We start from the raw sequence: 11023 nt of genomic DNA on the forward strand, positions 1-11023 counted from the left end.
CGCGCAGTTCCCCGCGCCCCTGACGGGGCTGGTCGAGCGCGGGGTCGTCGATAGTCGCGGCACTGCGCCCCGCGCCTCTGACGGGGCTCGTCGAGTGCCGGTCGTCGATGCTCCCAGGCACTGTGACCCGCGCCCCGACGGGGCTGGTCGAGGGCCGGGGCGATACTTCCAGGCTCGCGCCCCGCGCCCCACGCGGGGCTGTCGTGACGGGTGGCGGTGAACCGATGGGCCGGGTCAGTTCGCGGAGCGGTTTGCGTGGCGGGCCAGCCAGTACGGGTTGTCGTGCGGCAGCGTCCCGCTGACCCTCCCGTACATGCCGAAGGCCATCAGCAGTACCCCGACGACAAAGCTGAACAGCACGTTCTGGATCTTGAACGCCAGGACGTTCGCCCCGGTGTCGAGCAGCGCCAGGTTCACGAACCCGCTGAGGATGAAGAGGATGCCCAGCGTCATGTTCAGCGTGGACGCGACGTTGCCCCCGATGACGGCCCCGGCGAACAGCAGCAGCCCGACGCAGATCGACAGCACACTGAGCGCGCCGTTCGTGTTGAGCCCGGCGACCGTGTCTCCGCCCGTGTCGAAGAACCCGATGCGGTCGATGAGCCCGAGGATGCCGAAGGCGAGCAGGACGAGTCCCATCAGGCCCGCGCCGATCCTGTAGACCTGACTGAGGCGGTGGTCGACGGGCAGATGTTCGTCCAGCGTGACGCGCCGCCGGGACCGGGGGTGGAGTACCTGCGTGGCCATGGCAGCCTCGCCTCCTCGGACGTGCGTACAACCAGGATCCGCCCGCCGCACACCGAGTGCCAACCGCTCAGGCGGGGCCGCCCCGGTCCTCCCGGATCTGCGCGACGACCCGGGCCACGGTCTCCCGTACGGCCTCGGTCTCCGTCAGGAAGTGCCAGTAGTCGGGGTGGCGGCCCTCGAGCCCCGCGACGGCCCGGTCGAGCCGGCCCACGGCGTCGTCGAGCGGGCGGGCGTGCCGCGGGTCCGGGGTGGCGCGTCCTGCCATGGCCAGCCGCTGCGCGTCGCGGATCGCGAAGCGCGTGCGGTCGATCTCCTGCTGGGGGTCCTTCGCCACCGCGTTGAGCCGCTGGAGGCGGTCGGAGGCGGCGGAGACGGACTCGTCCGTCGTGTTGAGCAGGGCGCGGACGGTGGACAGGAGCGAGGTGGCGTCGGGCCAGCGCTGCTCGTCCCGGGCGGTGCGGGCCTCGGCGAGCTTGGTCTCGGCCTGCCGTACGTTCTCCCCGGCGATCTCGGGGACTCGCTGCAGGTCCTGCCAGCACGCGGCCGCGAACCGGCGCCGCAGCTCGCTCAGCACCGGCTCGACCTGCCCCGCACGCGTGGTCAGGGCCTGGGCGCGGGTGCGCAGCGAGACGAGCCGGCGGTCGATCTCGGCGGCCCGCTCGGGCAGCCGGCCGGCCTCCGCGCGCACGGCCTCGGCGTCCCGCGCGACCCGCTCGGCGCGCTCGAGGGTCTCGGGCACGCCGTGCTGCCCCGCCCCCTGGTTGAGCCGGGTCAGCTCGGGGCCGAGGGCGGCGAGCCGGGCCGCGAGGTCGTCGGCCTTGAGCCCGGCCTGTCGTGCGGAGTCGAGCGCGGTCGTCGCGGCGAGCAGGGCCTGCCGGGCGCGCTCGACGGCCGGTGCGAGCCGGGCGAGCTGGGTCTCGGCCTTGCCGAGCAGCGGTCCGAGGCCCTGGGTGAACCGGTCGAGGTCCTGCTTGACGCGGACCAACTGGTCCTTGGCCTGCGTCAGTTCGCTCCGGGCGCGGGCGGCGACACCGGCCTCCAGGTCGTCCCGGTCCAGGTCGTGCGCGTCGACGGCGGTGATGTACTGCCCGCTGGCCTCGTCGATGCGGGCGCCGAGCTGCTGGAAGTCGGTGACGGCGCGGCGGGCGGCGGGGGAGTCGTCGACCGCCGTGATGGTCTCGATCGAGATGCGCAGGTCGCGCTGTGCGGTGTCGAGCTCGTAGAACGCGGCGGCGGCCGCGTCCTTCGCGGCCTGGGCCTCGGCACGCTGGCTCTCGGCGCGCCCGCCGAACCAGCGGCGGGTGCCGCCCGCGTTGAACGACGCGGTGACGGCGGCGGCGAGCAGCGGGACGGGCAGCAGCGCGAGCGTCAGGAGGTCGCCCAGCGCGGACGGGCCGGAGGTGCGGGCGGAGCGGCGGCGCCGCCGAACGACAAGGCCACGCCCCTCTCCGGGGCGCTTCGTCGTCGCCGTCGTCACTAACCTCTCCCGTGCCGTCGTCCGCCCTGACAGGAGTTCATTCTCCCACCCGTTAAGGACGAACACACGGCCCGGTTAGTTCGCGGTTCGGAGTGTGACTTTTCCGTCCTGGGTGCGGACCGAGACCCGGTGGGCGCTGTCGTCGGCGCGCGGCACGGCCACGTGGACGGAGCCGTCCTCGGAGTGCGTGGCGACCTTGTACCGGGCCGAGCCGGGCAGCGCGAGGGTGACGGAGCCGTCCTCGCCGACGGCGTCGACCCGGTCGGGCACCGTGCGCAGGGCGAGGTCCGCGGACCCGTCCTCGGTGTGCACGGACACCCGGCGGGCGTCGACGCCGGTGGCCTTCACGGAGCCGTCCTCGGTGTGCAGACGCAGCGGCCCCGCGGTGTTCGTGACCCGGACCGAGCCGTCCCGTGCGCTGACGTCGAGCCCGTTGCGCAGCCCTTCGGCACGGACGCTGCCGTCGTCGCCGCGCACGACGACGGCGATGCCGCGCGGCACCTCGACGCGATGCCGGGCCGCGCAGTCGGCGACGAAGCCGCTGCAGTGCAGGCGCAGCGTCAGCCGGTCGGTGTCCGCGTCCCAGCGCCAGGTCACCTTCGGGTCGGAGCCGATCACGGTGGACCCGCGGAACCACCGGGTGACCTGCACGCGGTCGCTGTCGCCCGGCACGAGTTCGAGCGCGGAGTCGTCGGTGTCGACGGTGAGGGTGCGGCCCTGGAGGGCGAAGGAGCGGTGGTCGGGGTGCGCGTCGTCGTCGGCGTCGGCGCCGCAGGCCGTCACGGTGACGGCGAGCGCGGCGGTGGCGGCGGTGGCGGCGAGCACCCGGACGGTGCGGCGCGGACGGGCGGTCATGACGGATTCCCCCTGGGGCGGCGTGCGGTGGCCGGCCGGTACCGGACCGGCCTGTCACGAACGTACGAGGGCGGGGCCCCGGACGGGATCCGGACGGCCACCGGATCCGCGGTGGGGTTAACCCCCGCAGCCACCGGGCCGGTTGCCGGTCGGGCGTTTGCCGAGCGGGGGGCCCGGCAGGGTACGCTGTCGGCTCGTCCTGGTCGCGGTGTGCTGTGTCGTCGTACGCCGAGAGGCCGGAGATGTCCGGGTGCGTAGCTCAGGGGTAGAGCGCCTGCCTTACAAGCAGGATGTCGGCGGTTCGAAACCGTCCGCGCCCACCGCGGTGACCGAAGGCCTCCGGGCCGTGATCAGGCAGTGATCACGGGCGGGGGCCTTCGTCGTGCGCGGGCCGGGGGCCGGTGTGCTTGAGGCGGGCGCGGGCCTGCACGGCGTCGCTGCCGCCGAGACCGGACCAGTACCGATGGCACGTCACGAAGACCGCGAGCTCCAGCTCGCGCTGTCGCAGCTTCTCCACCTCCGCCTGGTCGTCGTCGGTCCAGCCCGGTGACGCCGGGCGTTCGAGCTTGCGCCAGCCCTGGGTGTCGCTGACGGCGTCGAGGGGCTCCACCGACCAGGGGAGCCGCTTGAGGAGGGCATGGAGCTCGGCCCGGACCTGGTGCAGCTCCTCCTGGCCGGCGAGGAGGTCGCTCGGGAAGTCGAAGGCGGAATCGTCGGAGTCATCGTTCGCTGCCACCCCTCAATGGTACGTCTGTTCGATTTAGTGGTGCGAGCGACTCGACGGAGTTCACGCGAACGTGTGTACGGCTCGGGGGAGACGATGGGTCGAGGGGGGCGGCAGACTGGAGGCATGTGCCGCAGCATCAAGACCCTCCGCCCGCCCGCCCAGCCCGAAGAGGCCACCGAGGACGAGATCAGGGCCGCCGCCCTGCAGTACGTGCGCAAGGTGTCCGGCTTCCGGGCCCCGGCCGCGCACAACCGTGAGGTGTTCGACCGGGCCGTGGACGAGATCGCCCGCGCCACCGCCGAGCTGCTCGACGGCCTGGAGGTGCGCGGCGGGCACCGGCCCGCCCCGGCTCAGGCCTCCTGAGGCTCCGGGACGGGGCGCCGCATCACGTAGGCGGCGACGAAGCCCGCACCCACCAGGGCGAGCAGCGAGACCAGCGCGGACACCCAGCCCGCGCCGAGCCAGTGCGCGCCGAACCAGCCGAGCGCGACGCTGTACGCGGCCCAGGCCACGCCCGCCAGCGCCGACCAGGGCAGGAACTCGCGGACCCGGCGGTGCGCCGTCCCGGCCGCGAACGAGACCACCGAGCGGCCCGCGGGCGCGAACCGGGCGATGATCACGAGCAGTCCGCCGCTGGACCTCCCGAGCGCTCCGCCGAGACGTTCCTGCGCGGTGGTCAGGCGGCGGGAGCGGGCGATCGCCCGGTCGAGCCGCTCGCCGCCGCGCCAGGCGAGCCGGTAGGCGACGAGGTCGCCGAGGACGGACGCGGTGGCCGCGCAGAGCGTGAGGACCAGCAGGTCGGGCACGCCGCGCGGGACCTGCCCGGTGGCCGCGCCGGTGCCGGCCGCCGCCGCGGTCGCGGCGGTGATCACGAGCACGCCGCTGGGCAGCACGGGCAGGAAGACGTCGAAGAGCACCGACAGCGCCACGACGGCGTAGATCCACGGGCTGCCGGTCAGCGACCCCAGATGCTCCACCACTGCTCTGCCTACTCCCCGTACGGACCGTGCTGCGGCCGTTCCCTCACGCGGAGCGGCTTGATGACAGCTGTACAGCGTACGCCTCAAGAGTTGCTCAAGTGACGCAAGGGGTACAGATGTTCCCCACGTCACGTTCACCCGGCTGCCGTGTCGAAGCGGGCATGCCGGGCTTTTGTCCCGTACCAACGAAAGGGCGAGCGGGACGAACCGAGTGACCGGAGGAACCGGCGATGGTGGCAGGGATGGTGAGCGGCGCCCTCGCGGCGGCCGTGCTCGCGGCGGGCGGCGGCAGCGGTGGCGCGGCCGACGGCTACTGGCTGCACACCCAGGCGAGATTCGCGCCGCCCACGGCGTTCGTGCACTCGGCGGCGGTCACCTACGACCACCGGCTCGTGCCGCCCGGCGCGTCCGTCGAGGTCGACCAGCACGGCAGCCGGGCCGGGACGACCGTGCGGCTCGCCGTCGAGGGGCTCGTGCCGGGCCGGGCCTACGGCGCGCACGTGCACCGCGAGCCGTGTGGCGCGGACCCCGCGGCCGCGGGCGGCCACTACCAGAACGTCGAGCGCCCCGGGCACGCGGACGCGGCGAACGAGGTCTGCCTGGACTTCACCACCGACCGGTCGGGGCGCGGCCGCGCCACCGTCCACAAGTCCTGGGGGCTGCGCCGCGGCGAGGCCGGATCCGTCGTGCTGCACGACGTGCCGGGCGGCGCCGGTGAGCGCGTCGCGTGCTTCACGGTGCCCTTCGCGTACCAGCCCTGACGCGTCTCCCGGGCGCGCGCCCGCAGGACGGTGCCCCCTCTCCCGGCCGGGAGAGGGGGCACCGTCACGTCGACTCCGCGGGCGGGGCCTAGGCGGTGACCTTCTCGCGCTCGGGGGTCCGCTCGCCGGACGGGCGCTCGGCGCGCCCGGTGAGGAGCCGGTCCAGGCCGAGGGCGCCTGAGCCGGTGAAGACGAGGAGCAGCATCGCCCAGCAGAACAGGGCGGGGGAGTCGCCGCCGTTCTGGATCGGCCACAGGGCGTTCGGCTGGTGGACCTTGAAGTACGCGTAGGCCATGGAGCCGGAGGCGAGGAACGCGGCGGCGCGGGTGCCGAGGCCGACGAGGACCAGGGCGCCGCAGACGATCTCGATGACGGCGGCGTACCAGGAGGGCCAGGCGCCGGCGGCGGGCGCCGGGCCCATGCCGCCGTCGGGGAAGCCGAAGAGGGACGCGGTGCCGTGGCAGGTGAAGAGCAGGCCGACGACTATGCGGAACAAGCCGAGGGCGTAGGGCTGGGCGCTGTTCAGACGTCCAGTCATCGTGGGGGACTCCTTCGGTCGGTGGGGACGGAACCGAGTCACCGGCGGGCCGGGCGCCGTCGTCGCCGCCACGCCGCCACCGATGGGGGAGTCCAGAGATTAGGGGAACCTAACTTGTGCTTGCAAGTTCAACATTCAGCCATGCCGGGGATTCCGCGGGTGGAGGGCGCGGGCCGCCCGCGGCGGGTCAGCTGAGCGTGCGCCGGGCGACCCTGGTCAGCCCGGCCCTGCGCCGGTCCGCCTGGTCGAGGGCCAGGTCGGCGCTGCGGCCGCGCAGGGTCAGGGTCATCAGCTGGTTCCCGAACCACGGGCCGCCCGTGCGCCGCCAGCCGATTCCGGATCCGCCCGGCCGGACCCGGCGCGACAGCCGCCGCCCGAGGGCCCGGGCCGGCCGGCTCCAGCCGATGCGGAAGCCCAGCCGTATCGACGCGGGCACCGAGTTGTGCACGGGGGAGCAGGTCAGCTGGAGGACGCGGGCGGCGGGCGCGGCGCCGCCCGGCCAGTGCGGCTCGGCGATGTAGGCGTGGTGCACGTCCCCGGACAGGACGCACACCGTCGCGGGGGCGTCCGGGCCGGATCCGGCCTCCGCGATCAGCCCGGTCAGCGCGTCGAACGAGGCGGGGAAGGCGGCCCAGTGCTCCAGGTCCGCCCGCCGCCGCAGGTCCTCGCCGAAGCGGGCCCGGCGCGGGCCCCGCTCCCCGGCGCACTGCGCCGCGTTCCACCGCTCCACGTCGTGGATCAGGTGCGGCAGCAGCCAGGGCAGGGACGTGCCGATCAGCAGGTGGTCGCGGCCGTCCGGGTCGTCGAGGGCCTGCTCGCGCAGCCAGCGCTCCTCGCCCGGGTCGAGCATGGCCCGCCGGTCCTCGTCGAGGACGCGGGCGGCACGGGTGTCGACCATGAGCAGCCGGGTGCGGCCGAAGTCGCGGCGGTAGCTCCAGCGGACCGAGGCCGGTGCGGCGTCGGCCTGCGCGGCGAACCGGCGCAGCGCGTCCGTGCCGTCCGGCGTGGCCCGCACCTGTGCGTACAGCGGGTCGGCGGCCAGCTCGTCGGGCGGCAGGTTCCCCAGGTGCTGGTGCACCCAGTAGGACATCAGGCCGCTCAGCAGGCGCTCGCGCCACCACGGGGTCGCGCGCATGTCGGCGAGCCAGGCCGCGCTCGTGTTCCAGTCGTCGATCAGGTCGTGGTCGTCGAAGATCATGCAGCTGGGCACGGTGGACAGCAGCCAGCGCACCTCGGGGTCGCGCCAGGACTCGTAGTAGAGGTGGGTGTACTCCTCGTAGTCCGCGACCTGGGCTCCCGGGGGCTCGTCCGGATCGCGGCGCCGGGACAGCCACGCGCGCGTCGCCGGGGACGTCTCGTCCGCGTACACCTGGTCGCCCAGCAGGACCAGGACGTCCGGGCGGGCGGCGCCGGGGTCCGCGGCGAGCCGGGCGGCGAGCGTGTCCAGGGCGTCCGGGCCGACCGGGTCGTGGCCGCCGGCGGGCGGGGCGGCCCAGCGGCAGGAGCCGAACGTCACCCGGAACGGCGCGGGCGCCGGGGCGCCGTGGTCCGGGGTGCGGATGGTGCTCGCGGGGAAGCGGGAGTCCGGCTCGGGCCAGACGCGGGCGCCGTCGAGCGTCACCTCGTACGCGGTCTCGCCGCCCGGGGTCAGCCCGGTGACCGGCACGAGCGCGTAGTGGTGGCCCTCGATCTGGAAGGTGGGTGCGGTGCCGGACGCGCCGTCCGCGCAGCGCACCTCGGCGACGCAGGGCCGGCTCGCCTCGACCCAGACCGTCGCCGTCTCCTCGTCCACGTACCGCAGCAGTGGGCCCAGGCGCAGTCCCGCCACGTGATCGCCTCCTCCGGCGTCCCGGTTCCGATGGTCCGGTACGTGGAACGCCGGAGGGAGGCGGTGTGGTTCCGCGTGCCCCGGGGGAGCGGGGCGCGCGGGCTCAGCAGCCGCTCAGGCCCGAGGAGATGGCGGACTTCTCGGCGGAGTCGACCGTGAGGTCGTAGTAGTGCTTCACGTGGACCCACATGCGCAGGTACATGCACGTGTACGCCGCGCGGGACGGCATCCACGTCGCGGGATCCTGGTCGCCCTTGGACTGGTTGACGTTGTCGGTGACCGCGACGAGCTGCGGGCGCGTCAGGTCGTTGGCGAAGCCCTGGCGCTGGGCCGTCGTCCAGGAACTGGCGCCGGACTTCCAGGCCTCGGACAGCGGCACGACGTGGTCGATGTCGACGTCCGAGGACGCGGTCCAGGTGGCGCCGTCGTACGGGGAGTACCAACTGCCGGACGTGGCGGCGCAGCTGGAGTCGGTCTGCACGTTCGTGCCGTCGCGCTTGAGGACCTCCTCGCGGGTGTTGCAGGTGCCGGACTGGGTGATCCAGTGCGGGAACTTGTCGCGGCTGTACCCGTCGCTGGATCCCTCGGCCCTGACGGTCAGTTCGGAGAGGTACGTGCGGGCGGTGGCGGCGGTGACCGGGGTGGGCGGGGCGGCCTGTGCGGTGGGGCCGAGCGTGAGCAGGCCGGCGGTGGCGAGGACGGTGGCGGCGACGGCCGTCAGGGGGCGGCGTCGACGCGCGTAGAAAGAGGTGCCGGGGGTGCGGTGCGTCGCGGTGCGGGGCATGTGAACTCCCGTGAGGTGGGGGGAAGTCGGCCTGGGCGTGGTGCGCCCGGTCAGCGTCGTGGGGTGGGGTTGCCGACAGATGTGCGCCGAGTGACAGGGTCGCGTCAATTTGAAGGGCGGACAAGGGGTGCGACGCGTCAATCGGGCGCGACGGGGCGGGTGTTGGGGTGGTCTGCCGGGGTTTGCGCCGCATCGGTCGCCGGGGCGCCCCGGCGCTCGGTCCGCACGGACGTCCGGCCCGTCACGCACCGTGGGTGGTGCGTGACGGGCCGGACGGAATTGGATATATCGGGGCTCGTTTTGTACCGTGAGGAAACAAAGTGGTTCCCGTCCGCTCACCCTGACCGGCGGGCGGGGCCCTCTTTGTCCCCCGCACTCACGTCTCCGTTCTCTGGAGTCCGCCGATGACGGCCACGCCCACCGTTCTCTCCGCACGCGCCCTGCTGCTCGACATGGACGGCACCCTCGTCAACTCCGACGCCGTCGTCGAGCGCTGCTGGCGCCGCTGGGCCGCCACCCACGAGCTCGACCCGGACCACGTCATGAGCGTCGTGCACGGACGCCAGGGCTACGCCTCGATGGCCGTCCTGCTGCCCGAGCGCCCCATGGCCGAGAACCACGCGGACAACGCGCGCATGCTCGCCGAGGAGACCGCCGACATGGACGGCGTCGTGCCGGTCCCCGGTGCGGCCGCCTTCCTCGACGCCCTTGTCTCCGGCGGGCTCCCGCACGCCCTGGTCACCTCCGCCGACGTCGCCCTGTCCACGGGCCGGATGGCCGCCGCCGCGCTGCCCTACCCCGTCGTGCGCGTGACCGCCGAGAACGTCGGCGCCAGCAAGCCCGACCCCGAGGGCTTCCTCAAGGGAGCCGCCGAACTGGGCGTCGCCCCCGCCGACTGCGTCGTCTTCGAGGACTCCGGCGCGGGCATCGCGGCCGGCCTCGCCGCCGGCATGCGCGTCGTCGGCATCGGCCCCCGCGCGGCCCAGCACGGCCCGACCGTGCACGTCCCGGACCTCACCCACGTCCGCGTCGAGGCCGCCGCGGACGGCGAGATCCTGCTCCACGTCGCGTAGCCGCGCGGGGCGGCGCGACCGCCCCGCGCACCGCGTCCCTTAATCACTGGACCCACGTCCGACCCGCACCTACGGTGTCCCGATGACGTCGATCATCCGGGAAATCCAGGTCACCTTCGACTGCGCCGAGCCGGTGCGGGTCGCGCGCTTCTGGTGCGAGGTGGTGGGGTACGAGCCGATCGTGGACGAGGACGGCGACGACTCCTGGGCGGCCGCCGCCGACCCGACGGGCGCCGGTCCGCGCATGTACTTCCAGCGGGTTCCCGAGGGCAAGGTCGTCAAGAACCGCGTGCACGTCGACGTACGGGCCGGCAAGGGGCTCGTCGGCCAGGAGCGGCTCGACGTGCTCCTCTCGGAGGAGGCGCGCCTGCAGAAGCTGGGCGCGACCCGCGTGCTGCTCCAGCTGGCCGACGACGAGAACGAGTCGTGCCTGACGATGCAGGACATCGAGGGGAACGAGTTCTGCCTGGACTGACCGCCGATCCGATGCCGAGTCCGGGTTCTGCCCGGACCGGCCGCCGTTCTACCGTGTGCCGATGCAGATCGCTCCGCCGCGGACAGCGGCGATACCGGCCGACCGGCTCCGGCCCGGCCGCCACTGGTACGTCACGGCCGGCCTGATCGCCGCCGGACTGACCGCGCTCGGCGCGGTCCTCGGCATCCTCCGGTTCCAGCACCTGCTCGACGCGGTCGGTGACGGCCCCCGGTTCGGCAACGACCGGACCGTCACCCTCCGCCTCGAACCGGGCGACGACCGGGCGATCTGGGCCATGTACCCCGGCCGCTCGCCCGGCCCCACCTGCACGATCAGCGGCCCCGGTCACCCGGCGCTCCACGACGGCAGCGATCTGACCCTCACCCGGGACGAGACCTGGTACCTGCTCTACCGCGTCGACGTGCAGCGCGCGGGCGCGTACGACATCACCTGCTCGTCCCAGGCGCTGTCCCGCTACACGGTCGGGGACGCGGTGGGCTTCTTCGGCTTCGCCGCCACGCTCGTCGTGGCGATCCTGCTCCCCGTCCTCGGCATCGTCCTGTGCGTCGTGATCGTCCTCGTCACCACCCTGCGCCGCAATGCCCACCGCACCCGGCTGCTCGCCGAACAGCACCGAATCCAGGGCGGGTCCACCGCGTGAGCACGCCCGTCACCGGCGCCTGGCCGCCCGCGCCGCTGCACACCCGCCGGCTCGTCCTGCGCGCGTCCGAGGCCCGCGACCGGCCCGCCTTCATCGAGCTGTTCGCCTCTCCCGAGA

The 11023-nt window shown here is 74.0% G+C and carries 13 protein-coding genes, 1 tRNA gene and 1 pseudogene; 7 read left to right on the forward strand and 8 right to left on the reverse strand.

The features are described from left to right. Positions 1 to 234: 234 nt before the first annotated feature. From GTW43_RS08180 to GTW43_RS08190, 3 genes are all read right to left on the reverse strand, one after another. On the reverse strand, positions 235 to 747 hold the full coding sequence (locus GTW43_RS08180; RefSeq protein ID WP_161300968.1) for a DUF4383 domain-containing protein: 513 nt from the start codon (positions 745 to 747) through the stop codon (positions 235 to 237). A gap of 67 nt (positions 748 to 814) precedes the next feature. Further along, positions 815 to 2131 (reverse strand): hypothetical protein, encoded by a 1317-nt coding sequence (locus tag GTW43_RS08185; RefSeq protein WP_161300980.1) that lies wholly within the window; start codon positions 2129 to 2131, stop codon positions 815 to 817. Between the two features lie 168 nt (positions 2132 to 2299). Continuing rightward, a complete protein-coding gene (locus tag GTW43_RS08190) occupies positions 2300 to 3079 on the reverse strand; it encodes a DUF4097 family beta strand repeat-containing protein (protein WP_161300969.1) in 780 nt (259 codons plus the stop codon). Between the two features lie 248 nt (positions 3080 to 3327). Here GTW43_RS08190 and GTW43_RS08195 point away from each other — a divergent pair. Beyond that, positions 3328 to 3399 (forward strand) — tRNA-Val (locus GTW43_RS08195). Positions 3400 to 3440: 41 nt separating this feature from the next. Here the strand turns inward: GTW43_RS08195 and GTW43_RS08200 are convergent. Then, a complete protein-coding gene (locus tag GTW43_RS08200) occupies positions 3441 to 3815 on the reverse strand; it encodes a hypothetical protein (protein ID WP_161300970.1) in 375 nt (124 codons plus the stop codon). Between the two features lie 114 nt (positions 3816 to 3929). Between GTW43_RS08200 and GTW43_RS08205 the strand changes: the two genes are divergently transcribed. Beyond that, positions 3930 to 4169 (forward strand): DUF2277 domain-containing protein, encoded by a 240-nt coding sequence (locus GTW43_RS08205; RefSeq protein WP_161300971.1) that lies wholly within the window; start codon positions 3930 to 3932, stop codon positions 4167 to 4169. Here the strand turns inward: GTW43_RS08205 and GTW43_RS08210 are convergent. Continuing rightward, the gene (locus GTW43_RS08210) at positions 4157 to 4786 is read right to left on the reverse strand and encodes a VTT domain-containing protein (protein WP_161300972.1); all 630 of its coding nucleotides are present in this window, start codon (positions 4784 to 4786) and stop codon (positions 4157 to 4159) included. The two genes, GTW43_RS08205 and GTW43_RS08210, sit on opposite strands and share 13 nt — an antisense overlap. A 230-nt stretch (positions 4787 to 5016) precedes the next feature. On the opposite strand from GTW43_RS08210, the gene GTW43_RS08215 reads away from it, so the two are divergent. Continuing rightward, on the forward strand, positions 5017 to 5547 hold the full coding sequence (locus tag GTW43_RS08215; RefSeq protein ID WP_161300973.1) for a superoxide dismutase family protein: 531 nt from the start codon (positions 5017 to 5019) through the stop codon (positions 5545 to 5547). Between the two features lie 88 nt (positions 5548 to 5635). Here the strand turns inward: GTW43_RS08215 and GTW43_RS08220 are convergent, their stop codons facing one another. The 3 genes from GTW43_RS08220 to GTW43_RS08230 all read right to left on the reverse strand — a co-directional run bounded on the left by GTW43_RS08220 (position 5636) and on the right by GTW43_RS08230 (position 8697). Then, positions 5636 to 6085 carry a DoxX family protein gene (locus GTW43_RS08220; RefSeq protein WP_161300974.1) on the reverse strand — a complete coding sequence of 150 codons (450 nt, stop codon included), beginning with the start codon at positions 6083 to 6085 and terminating at the stop codon, positions 5636 to 5638. A 187-nt stretch (positions 6086 to 6272) separates the two neighbouring features. After that, positions 6273 to 7913: an alkaline phosphatase D family protein gene (locus GTW43_RS08225; protein ID WP_161300975.1), complete on the reverse strand. Its 1641-nt coding sequence runs from the start codon at positions 7911 to 7913 to the stop codon at positions 6273 to 6275. A gap of 103 nt (positions 7914 to 8016) precedes the next feature. Continuing rightward, positions 8017 to 8697: an HNH endonuclease family protein gene (locus GTW43_RS08230; protein WP_161300976.1), complete on the reverse strand. Its 681-nt coding sequence runs from the start codon at positions 8695 to 8697 to the stop codon at positions 8017 to 8019. A 404-nt stretch (positions 8698 to 9101) separates the two neighbouring features. On the opposite strand from GTW43_RS08230, the gene GTW43_RS08235 reads away from it, so the two are divergent. The 4 genes and pseudogenes from GTW43_RS08235 to GTW43_RS08250 all read left to right on the forward strand — a co-directional run. After that, entirely contained in the window at positions 9102 to 9770 is a 669-nt protein-coding gene (locus GTW43_RS08235; protein WP_161300977.1) for an HAD-IA family hydrolase, read from the forward strand. 82 nt (positions 9771 to 9852) lie between these two features. Continuing rightward, positions 9853 to 10245: a VOC family protein gene (locus tag GTW43_RS08240; RefSeq protein WP_161300978.1), complete on the forward strand. Its 393-nt coding sequence runs from the start codon at positions 9853 to 9855 to the stop codon at positions 10243 to 10245. A gap of 61 nt (positions 10246 to 10306) precedes the next feature. Next, a complete protein-coding gene (locus GTW43_RS08245) occupies positions 10307 to 10906 on the forward strand; it encodes a hypothetical protein (protein ID WP_161300979.1) in 600 nt (199 codons plus the stop codon). After that, positions 10903 to 11023 (forward strand): annotated as a pseudogene (locus tag GTW43_RS08250) (GNAT family N-acetyltransferase); the annotation flags it as partial. The gene GTW43_RS08245 and the pseudogene GTW43_RS08250, both read left to right, overlap by 4 nt.

Source organism: Streptomyces sp. SID5785 (assembly GCF_009870065.1).
Classification (GTDB): Bacteria; Actinomycetota; Actinomycetes; order Streptomycetales; family Streptomycetaceae; genus Streptomyces.